The organism is Butyricimonas sp. RTP31003st1_G1_RTP31003_210430, assembly GCF_040920905.1.
Taxonomy (GTDB): domain Bacteria; phylum Bacteroidota; class Bacteroidia; order Bacteroidales; family Marinifilaceae; genus Butyricimonas; species Butyricimonas paravirosa.
Window position 1 is genome coordinate 18099 of the sequence record NZ_JBCOSQ010000039.1, and the last position, 21646, is coordinate 39744.

15 protein-coding genes, 1 tRNA gene and 1 other RNA gene are annotated in these 21646 nt (G+C 44.1%); 3 read left to right on the top strand and 14 right to left on the bottom strand.

Annotated features, from left to right (window positions below):
* Positions 1-51: 51 nt before the first annotated feature.
* Positions 52-453: a transfer-messenger RNA gene (ssrA, locus tag AB5542_RS12835) on the top strand.
* Between the two features lie 62 nt (positions 454-515).
* Here ssrA and AB5542_RS12840 read toward each other — a convergent pair.
* From AB5542_RS12840 to AB5542_RS12860, 5 genes are all read right to left on the bottom strand, one after another.
* Positions 516-1289 carry a LytR/AlgR family response regulator transcription factor gene (locus AB5542_RS12840; RefSeq protein WP_087420863.1) on the bottom strand — a complete coding sequence of 258 codons (774 nt, stop codon included), beginning with the start codon at positions 1287-1289 and terminating at the stop codon, positions 516-518.
* Positions 1282-2313 (bottom strand): sensor histidine kinase, encoded by a 1032-nt coding sequence (locus AB5542_RS12845; protein ID WP_288215134.1) that lies wholly within the window; start codon positions 2311-2313, stop codon positions 1282-1284. Before AB5542_RS12845 ends, AB5542_RS12840 begins: the two co-directional genes overlap by 8 nt.
* Before the next feature lie 36 nt (positions 2314-2349).
* Positions 2350-3645 carry a TolC family protein gene (locus AB5542_RS12850; RefSeq protein WP_288215133.1) on the bottom strand — a complete coding sequence of 432 codons (1296 nt, stop codon included), beginning with the start codon at positions 3643-3645 and terminating at the stop codon, positions 2350-2352.
* Positions 3642-6680 (bottom strand): efflux RND transporter permease subunit, encoded by a 3039-nt coding sequence (locus AB5542_RS12855; protein ID WP_288215132.1) that lies wholly within the window; start codon positions 6678-6680, stop codon positions 3642-3644. Before AB5542_RS12855 ends, AB5542_RS12850 begins: the two co-directional genes overlap by 4 nt.
* Positions 6681-6742: 62 nt before the next feature.
* Positions 6743-7798: an efflux RND transporter periplasmic adaptor subunit gene (locus AB5542_RS12860; RefSeq protein WP_288215131.1), complete on the bottom strand. Its 1056-nt coding sequence runs from the start codon at positions 7796-7798 to the stop codon at positions 6743-6745.
* Positions 7799-7963: 165 nt separating this feature from the next.
* Between AB5542_RS12860 and AB5542_RS12865 the strand changes: the two genes are divergently transcribed.
* Complete coding sequence (locus tag AB5542_RS12865; protein ID WP_087420859.1) at positions 7964-8347, top strand: MmcQ/YjbR family DNA-binding protein; 384 nt, start codon at positions 7964-7966, stop codon at positions 8345-8347.
* Positions 8348-8388: 41 nt separating this feature from the next.
* Here AB5542_RS12865 and AB5542_RS12870 read toward each other — a convergent pair whose 3' ends face one another.
* From AB5542_RS12870 to AB5542_RS12910, 9 genes are all read right to left on the bottom strand, one after another.
* Entirely contained in the window at positions 8389-9741 is a 1353-nt protein-coding gene (locus AB5542_RS12870; protein ID WP_288215130.1) for a TlpA family protein disulfide reductase, read from the bottom strand.
* An 8-nt stretch (positions 9742-9749) separates the two neighbouring features.
* Entirely contained in the window at positions 9750-11231 is a 1482-nt protein-coding gene (locus AB5542_RS12875; protein WP_270545178.1) for a PKD-like family lipoprotein, read from the bottom strand.
* Positions 11232-11243: 12 nt separating this feature from the next.
* A complete protein-coding gene (locus AB5542_RS12880) occupies positions 11244-12068 on the bottom strand; it encodes a DUF4843 domain-containing protein (RefSeq protein ID WP_087420856.1) in 825 nt (274 codons plus the stop codon).
* Between the two features lie 12 nt (positions 12069-12080).
* Entirely contained in the window at positions 12081-13514 is a 1434-nt protein-coding gene (locus tag AB5542_RS12885; protein ID WP_279037560.1) for a RagB/SusD family nutrient uptake outer membrane protein, read from the bottom strand.
* A gap of 21 nt (positions 13515-13535) precedes the next feature.
* Complete coding sequence (locus AB5542_RS12890; RefSeq protein ID WP_279037557.1) at positions 13536-16823, bottom strand: SusC/RagA family TonB-linked outer membrane protein; 3288 nt, start codon at positions 16821-16823, stop codon at positions 13536-13538.
* A gap of 136 nt (positions 16824-16959) precedes the next feature.
* Positions 16960-18063 carry a FecR family protein gene (locus AB5542_RS12895; protein WP_087420853.1) on the bottom strand — a complete coding sequence of 368 codons (1104 nt, stop codon included), beginning with the start codon at positions 18061-18063 and terminating at the stop codon, positions 16960-16962.
* Positions 18064-18157: 94 nt separating this feature from the next.
* The gene (locus AB5542_RS12900; protein ID WP_279037554.1) at positions 18158-18733 is read right to left on the bottom strand and encodes an RNA polymerase sigma-70 factor; all 576 of its coding nucleotides are present in this window, start codon (positions 18731-18733) and stop codon (positions 18158-18160) included.
* 237 nt (positions 18734-18970) lie between these two features.
* A complete protein-coding gene (locus AB5542_RS12905; RefSeq protein WP_279037552.1) occupies positions 18971-20449 on the bottom strand; it encodes a catalase in 1479 nt (492 codons plus the stop codon).
* An 85-nt stretch (positions 20450-20534) separates the two neighbouring features.
* Positions 20535-20867, bottom strand: coding sequence for a diguanylate cyclase (locus tag AB5542_RS12910; protein ID WP_087420850.1), 333 nt, complete (start codon positions 20865-20867; stop codon positions 20535-20537).
* Between the two features lie 162 nt (positions 20868-21029).
* Between AB5542_RS12910 and AB5542_RS12915 the strand changes: the two genes are divergently transcribed.
* Positions 21030-21106: transfer RNA gene (locus AB5542_RS12915), tRNA-Asn, on the top strand.
* The last annotated feature ends 540 nt before the right edge of the window (positions 21107-21646 follow it).

Sequence of the window (21646 nt, forward strand, 5' to 3'; positions counted from 1 at the left end):
AATAATTTTCAATTTTCAATTATATTCGTATCTTTGCATTCACATATCTATGGGGTAGACGTGGATTTGACAGCATGAAGAATAGGTATGTAAGCATGTCGGGCGTAGTGAAGCCGGCCCGTAAATCCCGGACGCAAAATTTTAATTGGCGAAAGAAATTACGCTCTTGCTGCCTAATCGAATCATAGTAGATTGAGGCTTAATCTCCGCTCAAGGTAGTGGAGACGAGACATCCCGCTGGCGGTCCCACCTTGTGCCAACCAGCATCCGGGGTGCAGGCAATACGAGGTTAGTCAACATCTTGTTTCGTGGTGCTGATGAAATAACAGAAGCTAAGGTATAGTTTGGGTGCTTTTTTCCGGGCTATATTCGAAAACCAATAAAAAGCTAAGCATGTAGAAAGCATATGGATTCCGTGTTTGGACCAGGGTTCGATTCCCTGCTACTCCACAATTAAACAGAAAAGAGGCTAAAAAGCCTCTTTTCTGTTTATCTTCAAACGGGACTGTATTACATCAAAAATTCAACCACAACTTAAATGCTGTAATCTTTTCCTCGCTAATAATAATCTGTGATTTATAGGGTGGTTTCACGAAAACCACGATTCGACCGTTAAAATAAGGTTCCACATGACTAATAGCTTTCACGCAAAGCAATACTTGTCGATTAGCTCGAAAGAACTGATCTGGGTCCAATTGTTCCACCAACTTATTCAAAGAAAGGTCAACAATATGTTCCTGCCCGGTATAGGTCACCGCAAATGTGATTTTATTCTCGGAATAGAAATAAGCCACGTCACTCACTTCCAACGGACGGAAACGTTCCCCTCCCGCAATGAGAAAGCGAGTACGATAGGCTTTCTCCCGATGCCGGAGACTATCGAGGATAACATCCAAGTAACCGTTTTCCGGAGATGTATTTGCAGCAACCAGTGTTTCATATTTCACGATCGCCTCAAGCAAACGTTTCTCATCCACGGGTTTCAGGATATAGTCTACACTATTTACCGTGAAAGCCCGAATCGCGTACTGATCATAAGCCGTGGTAAAAATAATCACGGAAGAAGGGCGAGCAGATGTCAGAAAACTGAACGAATCTCCATCCGATAACTGAATATCCAGAAACAATAAATCCGGATGCGGGTTCTCGGCAAACCATTGCACCGCCTCTTCCACGCTCCCCGGCAAAACCATAACCTCCCAAGCGGGACGCAATCGCCGGAGCATGGAGTGTAGCAAACGGGCTGCCGGCACCTCATCTTCAATAATGGCTACTTTCAAATTATTCATCAGCAAAAGGTATTTTTACTGTAAATGCACCTAATTTATCAACTATTTCTATCTCTTTACCTGTAATCAACTTACAGCGGTTTGCCAGATTCTGAAGCCCGATTCCGGAAGACTGGACATCCTTCCTAGGGTGAACCAAATTACTCACTACCAGAAAATTCTCATCAACCCAAATGGCAATCCTCATCGGATGAGTGGTAGAAATCGAATTATGCTTGATCACGTTCTCCGCCAGCAATTGCAACGTCAGCGGCGGCACCATCCGTTCCCGGCAATCATCCGGCACTTCAATATCGCAGGTAATACAATCTCCCAATCTCACTTTATGCAAAAACAGGAAAGCATCCAGAAAATCTAGTTCATCTCCCAACGTCACAAGAGTCTTATCCTGACATTGCAACACGTAACGATAAACATTCGAAAGATTCCGGGTAAACTCCACGGCATTACGAGGATTATACTCGATTTCGGCAATCAGCGTGTTGAGACTATTAAACAGGAAATGCGGATTCACTTGATTCTGTAAAGCCACGTACCGCGCCGTATTATTCTCTTCCTGCAAAGCCGCAGTATGTTGCTGTAACCGCAACATCTCTCGTATAGCCCTGAAAGCCAGCAACAACCCCAAGATAACTAATTCCACCAACCAAACGAGAACCAATACGAACTTTCCCCCGGCATAGAAAGTAAAAGGATGCGATGCCCCCGCCAGTAACTTAGCCGAAACCAGTAAACCATAGTTCAGCAAAAAGAACATCAACATCACCAACAGGTAAATCACAACAATCCTCCACCTTCTCCGGATATTCAAAGCGTAGCTCACGTTCAGCCACGAGCTGATACGCATTGTGAAATACCCTAAAATATTGAATGCAAGAATACAGAACAGACAAGCCCCGAAAGAATACAACTCTTCCTGTACCAATGGTGAAAAACCGGAATAACTCACTAACAGGAGATATGAAAATACCCCCAACCCGGAAAACAATCCGGCATACAGCAAAATATCCAGTTTCTTATTCATGTTGTGATCCTGTTTATTTAGCAAAGTTAGTCTAATTTACAAAGATTCGTACGCGTTCAAGGCTTTTATTAACCCGGAATAATAGCTCTGCGCCTCCGTTTTAGCCTGCACGTAATTAAGTTGCGAATTTTCCCGATAGGCTTGAGCATCGATCACTTCCAATATAGACGTTTTTCCCTCCCCATACCGCTCCAACGCTTTCGTCTCATTTTCTTTGGCCTTCTCCAACGAATTTCCCGTCAATTTCACCTGTTCTAGTGCCTGTAACAAATTCAGCCGTGCCGTCTGTACTTCCAGTGCCACGTTGTCTTTCACCCGGTTCAACTGATCGGAAGCCATACCGACTTGCCCCCGGGAAGCTCTCTTCTCACTTCGCCGCTTTCCCCACTCAAACACCGGGATGGATACTTTCGCGTACGCCACGTAATTCGGGTCCATATCCGTGCGGAAGTTATACCCCGGAGAAGAATAACTCCCGTCAACCCCGACATAGACCTGTGGCTTATACTGCGCATCATTCAATCGCAACGCACTTTCCGCCATCCTCACCTGTTCCTCGGCCATCCTGATCTCCGGCCGATTACTCCCGTTTCCCCGAAGAACCGAATCCTCAACCAGCAATAAAGGAACATTCTCTTCTATCATAGTCGGGTTAGACAACTCCAACCCGATAATCGAATTCAAAGCCATACGCCCCGTCTCGAAATTACTCTTTGCCTGTAACAGACGGTACTCCGCCTCGTTCAGTTGCACCTCTGCCATCAATAAATCCTGCGGATCCACCAACCCGGCATCCACCCTCTCCCGGATCGTTTTTACCAACGAGGACATCGAATTTCGAAAATCCATGGCCACACCCACAATCTCCTGCCGGGCCACCGTGTTCCAATACTGAATATCCGTCTGGTAACACACGGCATTCTTCACCACCTCCGCCTGTTGTGCCGCCACGGCTTGCCGTGACTGGGCCATCCGAATCGTTTCAAGCACCCGTCCCCCGGTATAAAGCGGTTGCATGAGCGACATCGACACCCCGTATTTCATATTTTTCCCCTTAAATCCCACAGAACGCCCCAACGAAGGCACATCTGCCGATAGTTCCATGGGATTCCCCGTGTACTGAAAATTTCCTCCCGCCTCCACTTTCGGCTTCAAATCGGCACGGGCGGATTTCTCCAGTTCCATACTCACCGAAATATTCTTTTCCGCAGCCTTGAGATCATAGTTATATTCCAAAGCCATGTTCCGGTATTTCTCAAGAAGAGAGCTTTGTTGGGCGGACACGGTAAACGCACCCGCCAGCATACAACCTAATACAAATATCTTTTTCATCGTTGATTTTCTTTTACATTATAAAATATGGCATAAAGAGCCGGGGTAACAAACAGCGTCAATAGCGTGGCAAATGTCAACCCGAAAATAATCGTGGCTGCCATTCCCCCGAAAGCAATATCAAACAACAAAGGAACCATCCCGAAGATCGTGGTTGTTGCAGCCATCAATACCGGACGGGTACGTACAACCGTGGCCTCCACGATACAAGTATACAAGTCCACCCCGTTCCCATGCTGCACGTTGATCTCGTCAATCAACACAATCACGTTTTTAATAATCATGCCCAATAATCCCAGCCACCCCGCAATAGGGAAGAACCCGAAATCAAATCCCGTGAGCAACATCCCGACAGCCACGCCAATCAGTGACAAAGGTAACACGCAAAGAATAATGATTGGTTGCCGGAAGTTTCCGAACAAGGCCACCAGAATGACAACAAGCAACAGAAATGCCAATGGGAAATACATCACGATGGCCTGTATGGCCTCCTTTTGATCCTTGAATTGAGCATCCCAAAAGAATGTATATCCCTCAGGGAGTTGTATTTTCTCAACTTCTGCCCGAATCTCCCCGTGTACTTCCGCCATAGTAGTACCCGGTTTCACCCCACACATGGCGGCCATGGACAACTGCCGATTATACGTCCGCATCTGCGGGAACTCCCACGTGGTTTCAATCCGTTCCGTCACTTGCGACAGTGGGGCAGAATTCACCCCGTTCCACACGGAGAAATTACCCAAAGCCTCGGCATTCGTAATATCCGCCCCGGCAGATTTCAACAACACGGGTACTTTCTTCTCGTCATCCCGGTACACGCCAACCGTCACCCCATCTTGAATGGATTTCACAGACTGCATCATATCCGCCTTCGTGATCCCCAAGGCTCCGGCCTTCACGGGATCATACACCGGACGAATCATCATCGCCATACTTCCCCACTCGTTACGGGCATCCGCCACTTTCGGATTGCGACGCATAATATCCACGGCAACACCCACCAAAGAATCCAGCACCGCCGGATCCGGTCCCAGAAAACGAGCTTCAATCAACGCCTCGTTCAACGGGCTCAATTCGAAACTATTCACCTTGATAAACGCCTCCGGGTATTTCGCCGGGAGAGAATCTTGTAACACGGCATGTAGCTGACGGGATTCCGACGATGTTCTACATTTTATCAATAATTGAGCATAATTGGATTGAGGCCCGAATGACACGTTCGACAAATAATATCGTGGCGGAGTTCGCCCCACGAAAGCCGACACCATCTCCATCTCGTGATAAGTACTGACATAATCAGCCATATCGTCCGCCACCCGGTCAGTTTCTTCAATACGGGTCCCTTCCGGCAACCACATATCGACCGTGAAATATTGTTTATCCAACGAAGGCACGAAAACTTTCGGGATAAACCGGAAACTCCACGCCGACACGCAAAGCATAACCACAAGACAACCCACCACCACATATTTACGACGGATCACCACCCGCAACGAGCGTCGGAAACGATCATACCATTTACCGGTAAACAACTCTGCCGTCAACTCGTCCGGACGTGGACGACGCACAAATTCCTGTATGAAGAACGGCGTTTGCGTGAGGGCAAATACCCAACTAAACATCAATGACACCCCGATCACAACAACCATCGAAGACAGCAATTCCCCCGTAATATGCGGTGAATAATAAATCGGCATAAAAGTCAGGATAGCAATAACCGTTGCGGCTAATAATGGCAAAGCCGTTGCAGAGCAAGCCCTCATAATGGCTGTCCGCTTGCGCATCCCCCGTTGCATATTCACCAACGCAGAGTCCGATACCACGATCGCATTATCCACCAGCATACCCATGGCAATGATAATTGCGGCCAAAGACATACGCTGCAAGGCAATCCCGTCAGCAAACATCACGATCAACGTGGCGAAAATGGAAAATACCAACCCACTGCCGATCAACAACCCGTTTTTAAAACCGATAAAGAAGAGTAATATCGCCACGACAGTCAGCACGGAAACGATCAGGTTGACAATGAACCCCCGATTTGCCACGGCAGACTCGTACCCTTGATCATAAATGCAGGAAAGAGCATATCCTTCAGGCATCTCGGATGCAAACCAATCTATCTTTTCTTTTACCGCCTCGGCCATATCCACCACGTTCCCCGTCGGAACCGTAGAAATAGCTATTCCGATAGCGGGTTCCCCGTTCACACGCATCATATTGGAAGCCGGCGTCTGGTAGGCTTCCTCGATTTCGGCAATATCCGCCAGCCGGAAATGCTCCCCGCCTTTAGAAACAATGGTCAGATTCCGAATATCATCCAACGAATAGAAATTCCCGGTTGACTCGATACGTACCCGATTCTCCCCGACATCTATCCCCCCGGCATCCACCACTTTATTCTGTCCCTCGAAAGCACGGGCAATATCCGCGGTCGTGATACCGCTAAGTGCCATCACCGAAGGACTGATTTTCACATCAATCGTTGGGGTCTGTACCCCGTATATCTCGACCTTGGCAACATCCTTCACCTTGAGAATCTCATTTTTGATCAACTTCGCCTGATCCTCCAGTTCCCGGTAGGTATGTCCCATTCCTGTCAGCCCATAGAAAACACCTAGCACATCCCCGAAATCATCATTCACGACAGAAGGCCCAGCTCCTGCCGGTAGTTTTCCCTGCACATCACTCACTTTTCTCCGGAGTTTATCCCAAAGTTGCTGCATCTCATCCGCCCGGATCTCTTTCTTCACGTAAACCGTGATTTTTGACAGCCCGGCCCGATTCTCCGTCTTCAAATAATAGAGTTCCCCCAACGACTGTATGGATTCCTCCAACACGTCGGTCACCTGCGTCTGCACTTCCGATGGAGAGGCTCCCGGATAAGGGGTAAGCACCAAAGCCTGTTTGATCGTGAACGGGGCATCTTCCAGTTTCCCCATTTTCGCATAAGCGAACAATCCCCCGAACAGCACAAGCAAAAGCAACAGGATGGTCAGAGACTTTTTCTGTAAAAAATATTTAACCAGTTTCATGATAACATTCTTTTTAGCGAGTAACATCTTCCCTTAAAAAGGGCTATAACGAACCAAATCCATTAAATACGTTTCTCGTCAGCCACTTGCACCGCCATATTCTCCGACAAAAAACGAAGTCCGCTCACGACAATTGTCTCTCCCGCTTCCAAGCCGTCCACAACGGCGATCTCTCCTCCCGGCAACAATGTCCCTAAAGTCACGTTTTTTCGGCTTACCCGGTTCCCATCGGCATTCAGCGTCCAGACATAATCGCCAACCACCGGGCGATGACAGACGGCCTTCTGCGGGACAATCACACCCGCCTGTTGCAAAGTGCCATCCGAGCGCAGGAATAGTTTCCCGGACATACCTGCCGGAAGATGCTCTTCCCGATTCGGCAATAAAGCTGTCAACAGATAAGACAAATTGTTCGAGGTCGTACTTTTAGAAATCTCTTCTACCTTCGCCTTATAAGTCTTACCGGGCATGGCATCAAATTCCAATTCAACCTCCCGGACATTTCCTCGTCCGAAAGCGATCTCCTGTGTCACGTAGGCCTCCAGTTTCAACTGGCCGAGATCAACAAAGGAAATGACAGGTTGAGAGGCTTTCACATCTTGAAACTCCTCGATATACACCTCTCCCACATACCCGTCGAAAGGAGCGACCAATCGGGTATCGTTCAACTCATTCATGGCTGTCTCGTAAGCGGTCTTCGCCGAAATATACTCCGCCTTGGCTTTCTCGAACGTACTTGCTGAAACGTTATTTTTCCGGTAAAGGACTTCGATACGCTCGTATTCGGCCTTCGCCTGCTTGTATTGCGCCTCCATACGTTCCTCTCGGATTCGGAAATCACGAGGATCGATCTCTGCGATCACCTCACCCCGTTTATAATACGTTCCGGCATACACCTCAAACCGCTTGATCGGTCCTCCTACCCGGAAGGACAATTCCGAAGTACGGAAAGGCTTCGATATAAAAGAAAATTCTTTCTGATCCCCCTCGGAAGGCTTCACAGCTTGTGTCACTCGAACCACCATTCCCTGTTGACGGTCCTTTTGTTCAGCACCTTTACATGAAAATAACATCATGCAAAAACATAGTAATATTCCAAAATTCCCTGTTGTTTTCATTTTCATATTTTTTTGTTCTGAAACAAAAATAACAAGGGGAGCCGTACCGAACCGACTTTATTTTCCCCAAGCCGGGAAATCCGTAACCGAAACAGGAATAGAAAAGATGAAGTTTTCATCGAGATAAACAAAAATCCCTATCTTTGTGGAAACAACATCAATTTTATGGACATTGTAGAACTCCGAGAGTTATGTCTCTCTTTTCCTCACACGACCGAAGAATTTCCTTTTGACGAAACTACGTTAGTCTTCAAGGTCTTCAATAAAATGTTTTGCTGCACGGACATCATGCCATTCGAATGGATCGCCGTGAAATGCAACCCGGACTGGGCCATCGAATTACGGGAAAAACACCCGGAGATCACTTCCGCTTATCACTTCAATAAGAAATACTGGAACGGGATTAATATGCACGGAACTCTTCCCGATAAGTTCATTGAAGAACTCATTGAACACTCGTACCGAGAAGTTATCAAGAAACTTCCGAAAAGTTTTGTAAAGGAGAATTTCCCGGAGTTTTCACTCACGGAATCCAATCGGGGGAAATAATTACAAGAATGGGACCCAGTTGCCGGGTCCCATTCTTGTAATTATTTCTGAAGTTCACTCTCGATCATTTTCTGTAAAGAAGGATCGGAAGGACGGGGAGCTTGAGATTCCACGATACTGCCATCCTTGGCAAAAACCATAAAGCGGGGAATACCCGTAATCTTATAATCTTTCGTTATCTTACTCCATCCATCGGCAAACAACTGTACCCCGGGCAATTGCTCATCTACCAAGAATTTTTTCCATTTCTCGTAATTCTTCTTCTCGTCAACAGATACCCCGATGAAAACAACATCCTTACCTTCCATCGCTTTCTCCAGTTTCTTCAAGTGCGGTAATTCACCCCGACAAGGTGAACACCAAGTTGCCCATACATCAACCACGACCACTTTCCCCTTATAGTCGGACAAAGAGTGCATATTACCTTCGGCATCCGGATAGGCAAAATCTATTGCTCTCTCCCCCTTCTTGGCCTCGTAGAGGGCAGAAGCCTTAGCTTCCAACACTTTCAATTGCTCGGCATCTACATATTTTTTAGCCTCCTCCATAAACTCCAAATATTCGAAATAGGAACGCCCGAAACCTTTTGCCTGATTCACGACCAACTCCCCCTGCAATTTCTTACTGGGGATGACAGATAGTGCATCCTGTAACTCTCCCCCTCTTTTCCCATTCTCCAAACAATAAAACATCATGTACGATTTCAAGAGTTTCATTCCATCAGGCATTTCCAAAACTCTCTCATCCGTAAACTTATTTTTATCCGTAATGGTACTATAATAGGCGATACGCTGTTCTTTAGAAGGATGCTTGGAACGCGGGGTATAAATAAAATTCAATGCAAACCGATCCAACTCGCAGCCGACAAAATATTTCATCAACTCGTTAAAACGGGTATTTTTCGTTTTAATACTCTTGCAAAACGGTTCCGTCTTTGCAAGTAAGGCTTCAAAGTCCGGGAAAAAATCTTCAAAAGTACTATTATGCACCCGTGTGAAATACGTCGATTTTTCACACACCCGTTTAGAAAGATTTACCCACTCATACAATACCTTATTCTCAGCCGTATTGTGCTTACCTGTCAGATACACCGTATCCTTATCCATAAAAAGCGAAACGGCATCCCCCGCTTTCAGATAAAGCGGGTATTCATAATTTTTGCCATTCCCCACAACATAAAAACCTTCATATTTCGGGATAAAACTAAAACCATAATAACCATTTTGGTTATAAGAAGCACTTGCCAGCACTTTTTTTTCTCCTTTATCCACTCCGAACAACTGAATAGTCGTTCCAATTCCTTCTCCGACACGACATTCAACAGTTACCGGTTTCTGGGCGTGTAACATCCCAGAAAACAGCAAACAAACAATCAATCCTAATTCTATTTTCATATCAATAATTACCAACGAGTTATACATTTTACAGCACCTTCCGTGTCAATCACTTCCTCTACAGTCAAATTACGGCTATCGGTACTCTCCGGAGTAAGCCGATACACTTTTCCGCCATTCGCCTCGCTATAAGTTGCAACAAAAATATTCGAACTATAATCACCACTCGTAACGATATTCAAAGAAACGATAGCATCAAAACTCACATCCGGTACATTAACTTCTACACATTCATCAATTCCTTTTCGGTAAGTATATAGCTTATTACCTATCGAGAAATACAAGAAACCGTTCATCCAATCAATAACCGTGTATTCAGCCCCCTCGATCATGGCTGCATTACCTTTCAACTCTTCCATTTGATCCAAATGTCCCTCGTGTGTTCCGCTTGCCGTATTTTTTACTACCGAGAACTGACAACGCTGATATTTCCCATCTTCATCTTTCACGATTGCTACCGTACTCTCATTCGTCACTCGCTGCATATACAACAAATCTGAATTTGGGAGTGCCGAATCTTCATTTATATCATAGCAAGATTCCGTCACAAATCCCCCACTCTTCATTGCATAGGACACAAAACGTCCCCGATCCTGATCAAACAAAATTGCTGCATTACTACTAGCACCTCCATAATAAGGAGCCGCATTGAACTTCTTGTTATTCACATAAGTAACATCAGCCGAAAGAATACTCCTAGAAGTCAAAAGATGCACATTCCCCTCCCCGGTGAAGAAATACATAAATTGAGTCGACAAATAATACATGGACTTCATAGTATAACTAACCGGCTGGGGTGTCAACATAATCATACGCAACATATTCTTTTCTTCCCATGAAAAATCAGGCATATTCAACCAACCGGTAGCCTCTCCGGTAGCCACCCATAGCCTTTTCCCGCCCCAATTCTTGACGTTTGTATAAACGATGGAATTTGCCCCTCCGGACAAATAAGGGAATCCCGAACCACTCAACAATCCGGTCCGATGAACCTTATTTCCTTCCGTATCATCTGCATAGATTTCAATATCAACTTTACGATCAGCATCTTCCGTCATAAAGATAAATCCACCTTTTAGTTCCTCGACCACATTCAATTTAAAATCAGTGATCCAAGATACTCCCGTCTTTTTTTCTGTTACCGTATAATTTACCTGATAGCTAACCCCGCTCGCCAAGTCAATCGTCTCATTCAAATCTTTCTCGGTACTTAACACCACATCTCCATCATTCGTGATAACCTTCCACTCGAAAGTATAATCCTCCGGATTAGCGACTTCAGTCTTACCCTCCGTTCCCAAGACTTGTTTTTTCAAGTCGACTTCAAGATACAATACATGGCCACGCCCAACCGTCGTATCTTTCAATACCTCTGTCAGATCGATATCCTGCACCCAATTATAACTATAATTACCTTTGTCTTCATAGCAAGAATTCAGTACTCCTGCCAACAACAAACTTATTAACCCGATATAAATATATTTCAACATACACTTCTTCCTTTAATTGTTTGTATTCAATTCAGATGCAACAGGCCAATCTTCCGGTATCTCCACACCGGGGAACGTCATGTATCCCTTATCCGCTTCATTCGTATTTTCCGGATCTTGAGGCATCTGCGTCGGATCTCCGGCCTCTATAATCGCATTCAGGTAATTGGCAAAATAAACATTCGCTATTAATATTTTATTGCCAATACTACTTTTTATTTCATTATCCGAACTAAACCAATCGGTAGCCTCAAATCCCATTTCCTGATTAAAGAAATTAAATTTCGCCTCAGAGAAATATCCCAAAAAAGATTCCATCCACATGGACGGTTTAGTTAGTTTACTCGTAAACATCAACACGTGACGAGTAACGTCAATAGTATCCTTGTCCACAATTTTCTGGGGTATATTTTGCAAGAAATATTCATTGGAAACCAAGCGCAACTCGATAGAAACCGTAGCATCTCCCAAGCCTTCCCGGTAAATATGAATAGGAATTTCCCCGTACACGCTGTCCTTAGGCAAGATATACTCGGATTGCAACTCGTCATAATTCGTTCCGGCCACAGCCGTCGCGCTCTCAACTTTCACCTTAAATGCACGGTCACAGTCAACCATATCCCCTAAAGCCCTGACAGATAATCGGACAATCGTATCCGGCACATTATACATGGCAAAAGAAAAGACCGTTGTATCCATATACACGTTAGACACTTCAGAAGTCAACTTCGGGTAACAAAAATAAATGCTATCCGAACCTTTATACAAATCCAATTTGTCTTCTTCACAACTCCAGCAAAGCAAAACAATTCCTAAAAATATCAATATTTGTCTCATAATCCATTCTTCTTAATCTCGTCTGTTATCAGTTTCACTCTCAGGCAATGGAATAATATAATTTGGTTTCTTGGAGCCATTAGGACCGGAAACAGAAGTAATACCATTACGTTTCAAGTAGTAATAATATTGTCCTTCCCCATAAAATTCCTTCTCCCATTCCTGCCGCAGCGTTGTTTGAACATCCGAACCCACCATGCCGGACTGATACCCTCTAATCATTCGCAATTTCTCCAACCAGGAAGAAGCCACCACATCATCATTTGTTGTCGCCGCGGCAATCAGGTAAAGTTCACTCAATCGTAACATCGACTGAATCTCATATAAATAAGGATCACTTCTATTTTCCGTTTGTTCTGCATACTTCACAAACACCATCAGACCGGAAGTCTGCCGCCCGGTAGCCACTTCCCAAGAATGCTTACGATAATCATTCGGTTCATCATAAAGCTTATTTATATAACTCTCGGTTGACAATAAAATATTATCATCTTCCAAATCGGAACTAAACAACTCTTTATACATAGTCGTACGTTTCATGTTATGTAAGGCAAATAACTCTTCACAGAAGAAAACCCGATCTTTTACCGCAACTGTTTGCGAAACCGGAGTAAAGGCCGTATTAAAATTATTCGCCTCGTTAGTCTTCGGATCTTTACCTTCCAACAAGGTTGTTGCAATCCGGTATGCTTCATCTGCATATTCATCTCCTAAATACCAGCACATACGGGCTTTTAACGCCCACACGGCATAATAATTCAAACGCAGATTACGATAATCCCAAAAATCTTCATCTTTGACAATACCCTCTGTCAAAATCACATCCTCAGACAAAAGCACGATAGCCGAATCAATATCCGCGAATAAATGTTCAACCAACTCGTCTGCCGGGAGAATAGGCCGCGTGACATCCGTCACCACATTGTAATAAGGGATAGAGGATTCTTTCTTATTCGCCTCAGAGTACACCGGCCCGAAAATTCGAAACATATCAAAATGCAACAAAGTGCGGATTGCCAATGCTTCTCCCATCGACATCCTGTAATTGACGTGTGACAGCAAATCTTGATGTTCTGGCACCTTCTCCAAAAATTCATTACAATCGGCGATCAATTTGTAAGCCGCTTTCCAGATCGCCTCAAAAGTCCCTTTCGGCCCGTCATTCGTATATTTATATTCACTCAGATCATAATAAGTATGCCCGCTAGATAATTTATACCGCTGCCCCAACACATCAATAGCACCACCTCCCAGATTCTCCGCATACAGATCATTAGATGCAAGACTCAAGTATAAACCGTTCAAAGCCCGCTGTATCCCGTTCTCCGTGGAATAAAGCTGATCTTCAGCCATCGAGTCGTAAGGCTTCACATCCAGCCAGCTATTACAGCCCCCGAAGAATAAACCTCCTGACAGAATTGTTAATATAATAATTGCTTTTCTCATAATTTCATTTTTTACTCATGCTTAAAATGTCATATTCACAGAAAAAGAAACCGTCCGTGCAAATGGATAAGAAGTACCCCGTTCGGCCTTAATGGTCGAGCAACGGAAAATATCATTCATATTGGCACGTATCGTCATGTTCTTTAAAAATACTTTTTTCAACCATTTCTGTTCTCCAAATTCATAGGCCAGTGATATAGATTCACCACTTAACGTATTTTCTTTCTGAACATAGCGGGAAGTCATCGGTGCGGTTTCATTATCACTAACAGTTGAAGTGATCTTTTTATATTGGGCACGATCTCCCGGTTTCTGCCAACGATCATACAAGGCACGCTTATCCTGATTATAAGCGGTCATCGCCGTTGTCTTCAGATTTTCAATGCGGTTATATAATTCTGTATTAAAATAATCGGCATCAATCCGATAACGGAAATAAGCACTAATAGAAAAACCCCTGTAATAAAGATTGGTACCAAACACACCTTCCAACAAAGGCTCCGTGTTCCCCACCACCGTCTCGTCGTTTATATCATAATCGAAAGTATAACTTCCATCCTTTTTAATATAAATCTCCGATCCTGTCATCGGATCTATACCTGCAGAACGAACGGCCCATATGTCGGTCGGACTACCCCCATCCCGGTAACGCGTCAGAGAAGTAGACTTCAACTCATCATTCAGCAATTCCAAACCCGCACCGATATTACGATATGTCTGTTTCTGATGCCGCCCGTTCAAAGAGAACGACCAGTTAAGACGATCTTCCGCCTTTGACATAACAGTTCCAACCACATTGAAACTGACCCCTTTCGTACGTTGAGCTCCCAAATTCGTGATGTAAGAATCACGCCCCGTGGAAGAGGCTATTGAAGTCGTTACCAACATGGGATCAGTATCTTTCCAATAAACATCCGTATTAATTTTCAAACGATTATTCAATACCGTCAAATCCAATCCCAAGTTATAATCCATCGTTTTCTGCCATTTCAGATCGGGATTCCCGAAACCGGAAACATTAGCACCCATACCGAAAGCATTTTGCAGGTTCGTATTATACACGTAAGTCGTATAGGCCTTATAAGCAGAGAAGTTCTGATTTCCCGGATTACCGACAGAAAAACGTAGTTTTAACCAGTTCACCCAATCCCCGATAAAAGCCTCATTATGAATATTCCAAGCAACCCCGACAGACCAACTATCCGTGAAGCGCTTATTCGTCCCAAATACCGAAGATCCGTCTTTACGATAATTCACGTCCAACAGGTACCGGTTGTTGTAAGCATAGTTAAGATTCAGGTAAAAACTCGTACTACGGGTAGTAGACTCATTATATGAAGGCTTACTTTCGGTAGCATATTCGTTGGCAAAAGCAGGATTCGGAACGTTATCATCCGGGAAACCGATTGCAGTAAAAGCGTCATTGATCAAACGTGTAGAAGAGAAGTTCCACCCTAACACGGCATTTACTTGATGTACATCTCCCAACAATTTTCCATACGTCACAGTCACATCCCCATCATATCCCCAACGATCAGTTGTTGATTTCGTGTAAGAACCCCGTTCCGTCTTTTCCGTTTCGTCAAAATCAGTATGGAAAGGAGACTTGAACTTTTCGCTCTTGTTATTACCTTTCGTCAGACTGATTCTTCCCCGTGCCATGATCCCATCCATGGGACGCCATTCCATCTGGAAATTGTTGCGGAAAGAGATCTCTTTCGCTCCATCCAGATAGTTCAAGCTGGCATTATACAAAGGATTTTCAACTTTAATCGACCAAAAACCACCATCAACCGAAGACTCTTCCAAATACTTCGGCACAGAACCTTCGTAATCTTTCGGGTAATAGGGATTCGTCTGCACATACACGGAGAAACTTTGCGGTGCATTTTGACTTTCCGTATAGTCTAACGTAAATTTATTGTCAAAACTGAATTTACCTTTCCGGTAACGTAAATCAATATTAAAACTCAAAACGTCACGTCCGGATTGTTTCATTACTCCTTGGGTTCCATTATAACTCAGCCCAACTCCATACAACATGGCATCATCACCCCCTTCAACATACATATTGTGTTTATGCGAAAACCCCGTTCTCACCGGTTCACTCAACCAATAAGTATCCACCCCGCTTTGCACGTTTTTCAACCGCTGGTTATAAAGATTCATTCGATCAACCAAATATTCTTCATTTGAGGTCTTCGTGTAATAGCCAGTCAACCACTCAAATTCCAACTTCTCAGCGGCATTCATCATATTATAATCGCTAAGATCCGGCATCTGAACCGTGAAGTCACCATTATAAGACAAACGCAATGTTCCCGGAGCGGGACGCTTGGTTTCCACTACCACCACTCCATTAGCGGCCCGAGAACCGTAGATTGCCGTGGATGCAGCATCTTTCAATATCGTAACAGAAGCCACCCGCTCCATATTCAAATCAACAATCGTCTGCAAATCTACCTCAAAACCATCCAAGATAAACAAGGGTTGATTCGGGTCAACGGCATAATCCTCTTTCAGGTTGACGATACTCGTTTTACCTCGAATATCAATATCAGGCAATTTATTCGGATCGGAACCGAACTCGTTGTTCGGGGTGATATGAAAAGAAGGGTCCAACGTTTTTAAACTCTGCAAAATATTTTGCGATCCCATCATTTTCAAATCCTCTTTCTTATATGTCGTTGCGGAACCGGTAAAACTTTCAGATTTACGCTCGAAAATACCGGTCACGACCACCTCGTCCATTTGGGTAGTCTCCTCCTCCAATACAACTTTTAGCTCCGTCTGTCCGGAAAACGTCACTTCAGCCGTTTTCATTCCGATAAAAGAAAATTGCAAAACCGTTCCAGCCGTATGGGGAAAAGAAAGAGTGAATTTTCCGTCCATATCTGTCGAAGCTCCCAACGTAGTACCTTTTAGCAAAACGGTTACTCCCGGTAAAGGTAATCCTTGGACATCTACAACCACACCTTTTACCACCCGTTGCTGCACAGGGTCAGGTTTCGTTTCTTGGGGACGGATAACCACCGTATTATCAACAATACGGAACGTAAATTTTTTCCCTAAGACTTGTCGTAAAGCCTCATCCAAGGAAACATTCTGGCAATGAACCGAAACTTTTCCCACGGCATTAATTTCCTGATTGTTGTAAAAAAAGTCCAGTTTTGTCTGTTTCTTTATCGCATCAAGCGCTTCTTTACAAGTTGCATTACTTAGATCGAGACTAATACTGTCCGCCTGAGTGTAAGTGCCCGCACTTAATCGCAAAATACCAAAGAGGATTAAAAAAACGGTTAATTTCATAAACCTCCATGTTTTCAATAAAAAATTCATACATTTGTAGTTATGGGTTTAACAATTACCGGACGCCTACTGCAATTTGTGCCCGGCCGATTAAAACACACCTACGGTAATCGCATCAACGGTTACCGTTTTTATATTATAAATTACGAAATACTTTCACTTGCCGTCCCTCCACCTTGAACCTAACATTGGTCGTCTCCTCAATTAATTCCAACACCTGTTCCAACTCGTTATAACGTTTCATCACTCCGGTAAAGCGATAATATTTTGCCACCACATCATCAAAACGAATCTCCACATCATACCAGCGTTCCAACTGATGCGCAATAGCTTCCAAAGACATATCGCTAAACACAAAACGTCCTTTTTTCCAAGCAATAATATCATCAACATTTACTTGTTCGGTCGTAATCACCCCACCCTTCAAAACAGCCTGTTCACCCGGCTCAAGAATATATTCCTGATAAGTATCCGGATAGGACACTCGAACTTTCCCTTCAGCCAAAGTCGTACGTAAACAATTGTCATCCCGATAAGCATTGATATTAAATTCTGTTCCCAAAGCCTCCACCTGCATATCGTTTACCACAACTCGGAAAGGTTTCGTCGCATCTTTCGCCACCTGAAAATAAGCCTCTCCTTTCAAGAAAACTTTCCGTTCTGTACCGACAAAATCAACCGGGTAACGTAATTCTGATTCCGAATTCAACCACACCCGAGTTCCATCGGACAATTGTACCTGATATTCCGTAGAACGGGGAACACTCAACGTATTAAAAATCTCTTCCTCCAACTGTACGTTCTCTGCATGATAAATCATCTGCTGTCCGGCACTCACCAGAATTCCGGTTCCACTCTCCTGGATTACCGAATCATTATTCCATTGTTGCACTTGGAGTACTCGCCCATCGTTCAAGGTAAGTGATACTTGATGACGCTTTCCCACGTTTTCCGGCTTCGGAACGACCTCATCGGAATGATGACCATAAAACCAGATACCGACAGCCAGAGGCATCACGATAGCAGCCGCCACCGCCCACTTCCGTACCAGCTCTCTTCTCCGAGAATATTTCAACGTCCGGCAAACTTGCTTCCACATACGTTCCTTATCCGGCGGACTGGCCACTTTCCGGCACTCATCCATACGGACCAGTAGTGAGAATAATTCCTTATCCACCTTTTCCTTGTTACTACCTGCCAAGAAATCATCCAACTTCTTATGTAACTGTTCTTTCTCCATTTTCAAAACCAGTCTTTACATTCTTATTGTATTCTTTCAAACACACTAATGACAGGTAACTGAAAAAAAAGGGTGAAAAAAGAAGGATTTTTTTTCACATATATCCTAAAAAAATAAGTAATGCTATGATCTCCAAATCTTTTTCATTGAATTCGGCTCGCAATTTACTATAAGCACTTTTTAATTGCGTTTTGACCGTATTAACAGAGACATCCAATCTTTCTGCCACTTCCTTATACTTCAAACCTTCAATACAAGCCAGAATAAAAATCTCACGGCACTTCTCCGGCAACGAGTCAACAAACACATTCAAGCGTTCCCGCATGATATTCAACTCTTCTTCATCCTCCGAAACTTCTTCCTCCATTATCTCCCATCTCTGACTTTCCTCGTAATGATGTTTCACTTTCAAATGCTCCAAATAATTTTGGCAACGATGATCCACGGCCTTACATAGATAGCCGACAACAGAATCCGTTATTTTCAAATTTTTCCGCAATTGCCAGAAACGAATAAATACCTCCTGCACTATGTCTTCGGATACTGAACTATCCTTTACAAAGCCAAACGCACGATAATACAACACGTCCGTGTACTCTCGAAAAAAGTATTCCAAAGCGGATGTATCTCCCTGTTGCATTTTTTCGAAAAGGATCAACTCATCTGGCATAAGACAATAGGTATTATTTCAAACAAACTCACCGTTATGCAAAAAAAGGTTTTTATTCCATACCGAAAAAGCAAAAAAATCATAAATAACAACAATAATACCACACATAATATCCCAAAATCGTCACACACTCGCTTCCATGGGGCAAAGTAAAGACTGACAGTTGGGGAAATCCTATCTCGAATTATTCCAGAACACACAACGTATTCCTCAGCCGTCAGTCAGTAAAAATTATTATTAATCTTCTTGTTGTTGGCGTTTCACCTCGGCAAGAACTTCTTTCATATCCAAGCCTGCCGCCTCGGCAATACCTTTACCACAACGTTCGTCTGCTTGGTAAAAGCGAGCTGCCACCCGCACTTTTATATTCACGGGCACTCCTTCCATAGCTGCGGCAACATTCGTGTGTATTCGCTTCTTCTCGTCTTCAGGTACCAGACGATACAGGTCTCCCGGTTGCGTGTAATAATCTTTATCTTGTTGGTAATGATTACCCATTCCCCGGATATCAAAAGGAGGTTGATTATAAGCATGGTTATCTACCGGTCCGCCGAAACTATTCGGCTCATAGTTCACCGCACCACCACCGTTACCATCCACTCGCATAGCTCCGTCCCGGTGGTAATTGTGCATCGGACAGCGAGGTGCGTTTACCGGAATAGAATCTGCGTTAATTCCCAAACGATAACGATGGGCATCCCCGTAAGCGAACAGACGCCCCTGCAACATCTTGTCCGGTGAAAAACTGATTCCCGGGACCACGTTAGCCGGGTTGAAAGCAGATTGTTCCACGTCGGCAAAATAATTTTCCGGATTCCGGTTCAACTCGATCACCCCCACCTCAATCAACGGGTAATCCTTGTGACTCCAGACTTTAGTCAAGTCGAACGGATTAAAACGATACGTTTCCGCATCCTTTTCCGGCATGATCTGTACACACATTTTCCATTTTGGGAAATCCCCCTTCTCGATATTCTCGAACAAATCCCGCTGGGAATGTTCCCGATCTTTTGCCACGATCTTTTCCGCCTCTTCATTCGTGAAATTGGCAATCCCTTGCATACAACGCAAATGGAATTTCACCCAGCAACGTTCGTCATACTCGTTATAAAAGCTGAACGTATGACTTCCGAACCCGTGCATATGACGGAAATCTCGTGGAATACCCCGATCACTCATCAAAATCATCACCTGATGCAATGTCTCCGGCGACAGGCTCCAGAAATCCCACATCGCCGTGTTACTCCTCAGGTTCGTCTTCGGGTCTCTCTTTTGCGTGTGAATAAAATCGGGAAACTTCAACGGGTCCCGAATAAAGAAAACAGGTGTGTTATTCCCAACCAGATCCCAGTTCCCCTCGTCAGTATAAAACTTCATGGCAAATCCCCGAACGTCCCGTTCCGTATCGGCTGCTCCCCGTTCTCCCGCCACCGTGGAAAAACGCATGAACACATCGGTCTTCTTGCCAACCTTGGCAAAAATGCTTGCTTTCGTATAACGGGTAATATCATTCGTCACCGTGAACGTGCCAAACGCCCCGCTTCCCTTGGCATGCACGATACGTTCCGGAATCCGCTCCCGGTTAAAATGAGCCAATTTCTCGATCAGCCAAACGTTTTGCAAGAGAGCCGGTCCATGAGGTCCCGCTGTTTGAATGTTTTGATTATCACCTACCGGAGCCCCGGCTTCAGTGGTAAGTTTTTGTTTCTTTTCCATGGTTAATAAGGTATATTCGTTATCATCTATATCTCGATTATACCTTATTAACCATTAAAAAGTTTTACAAACGAATCAAAAATTTTTATTCCGTTTTCGGCTTGCGAATGTAATGAGGCATCTCAAAAGGAATCTCCAAAGAAAATTCTACCAACCCCATAAACTCGCCATTCTCATACCACGGGGTCTGATAAATCAATTTCTTCACGCCGTTTTTCTCGATCGTGTAAGCATTCGTGGCATGTTCCTCCATCAACTGCACTAACTTCGTCCGGGCAGGCTCCGGGTGACAATCCAACACGTTCTGCCCGACAAGATCTCCGTGATTCGTCATTTGAGATTTATCATTCATTTGAAGAATCTTACCCTCTTTATCGCAAACCGTGATAGCCACGTTCAATTCTTTCATGTAATCCATAGCAGTCATTTTTTAATTGATTCGCAAATCTACAATTTTTCATCATGCAGATTCCCATTTTCCCGAATTAATAGCCATAACCCACATTTTTCTGCAAATTTTTCTGCAAATATTTTGCGGAATTCAACAAAACCCCTATATTTGCATCGCTTTTGAGAAAATTCCTTAGTAGCTCAGTTGGTTAGAGCGGCGGACTGTTAATCCGTAGGTCGTAGGTTCAAGTCCTACCTGAGGAGCCAAGCAGGACAGACCGACAGAAATGTCGGTCTTTTCTTTTTCGACTGGCTGTAACTCTTTAGGTATCATCGCAATTTTCGTTATCACCTCGTTTATTGTTGCGGTTCGATACTCGTTTTCTAAAAATTGAATTTTTTCTGGAAATATCGAACCAATAATTTTTACCTTTCCTTCCGTGTCCGCTTTTTCAAAATAATATCCCAAGTTTTCGAGTATATTTAACGAGTAGTTAATCTTTTCCCGGGTCTCTTTCATGTTACTATCCTTCAACATCTCTCTCTGGCTTTCCAAGTCTCTTATTACTTGCTGGTGACGGTTTATATAACGCTCGTGTGTTTCTGACGTGATTTTACCAGCAATCAACAAATCGTCTGCCTCGTCTATCTTCTTCGTGGTCTCCATGATGTCCTTGTCTAGCATCGTCAATCGAGTTGCGGTATCCATTCTTTGCTCGTCTTGTAAATCCGCCACCACCACTTTAAATAACTCCACGACCTCTCGGCTTGGTTTGAAACTATCTAGCAATTGAACGAATGAACGAT

Excerpts from the sequence above, each read along its gene's own strand:
- AB5542_RS12840 (WP_087420863.1), bottom strand. The coding sequence starts at position 1,289 with ATGAATAATTTGAAAGTAGCCATTATTGAAGATGAGGTGCCGGCAGCC.
- AB5542_RS12845 (WP_288215134.1), bottom strand. The coding sequence starts at position 2,313 with ATGAATAAGAAACTGGATATTTTGCTGTATGCCGGATTGTTTTCCGGG.
- AB5542_RS12910 (WP_087420850.1), bottom strand. The coding sequence starts at position 20,867 with ATGGATTACATGAAAGAATTGAACGTGGCTATCACGGTTTGCGATAAA.
- AB5542_RS12895 (WP_087420853.1), bottom strand. The coding sequence starts at position 18,063 with ATGGAGAAAGAACAGTTACATAAGAAGTTGGATGATTTCTTGGCAGGT.
- AB5542_RS12875 (WP_270545178.1), bottom strand. The coding sequence starts at position 11,231 with ATGTTGAAATATATTTATATCGGGTTAATAAGTTTGTTGTTGGCAGGA.
- AB5542_RS12865 (WP_087420859.1), top strand. The coding sequence starts at position 7,964 with ATGGACATTGTAGAACTCCGAGAGTTATGTCTCTCTTTTCCTCACACG.
- AB5542_RS12890 (WP_279037557.1), bottom strand. The coding sequence starts at position 16,823 with ATGAAATTAACCGTTTTTTTAATCCTCTTTGGTATTTTGCGATTAAGT.
- AB5542_RS12885 (WP_279037560.1), bottom strand. The coding sequence starts at position 13,514 with ATGAGAAAAGCAATTATTATATTAACAATTCTGTCAGGAGGTTTATTC.
- AB5542_RS12905 (WP_279037552.1), bottom strand. The coding sequence starts at position 20,449 with ATGGAAAAGAAACAAAAACTTACCACTGAAGCCGGGGCTCCGGTAGGT.
- AB5542_RS12880 (WP_087420856.1), bottom strand. The coding sequence starts at position 12,068 with ATGAGACAAATATTGATATTTTTAGGAATTGTTTTGCTTTGCTGGAGT.
- AB5542_RS12855 (WP_288215132.1), bottom strand. The coding sequence starts at position 6,680 with ATGAAACTGGTTAAATATTTTTTACAGAAAAAGTCTCTGACCATCCTG.
- AB5542_RS12900 (WP_279037554.1), bottom strand. The coding sequence starts at position 18,733 with ATGCCAGATGAGTTGATCCTTTTCGAAAAAATGCAACAGGGAGATACA.
- AB5542_RS12870 (WP_288215130.1), bottom strand. The coding sequence starts at position 9,741 with ATGAAAATAGAATTAGGATTGATTGTTTGTTTGCTGTTTTCTGGGATG.
- AB5542_RS12850 (WP_288215133.1), bottom strand. The coding sequence starts at position 3,645 with ATGAAAAAGATATTTGTATTAGGTTGTATGCTGGCGGGTGCGTTTACC.
- AB5542_RS12860 (WP_288215131.1), bottom strand. The coding sequence starts at position 7,798 with ATGAAAACAACAGGGAATTTTGGAATATTACTATGTTTTTGCATGATG.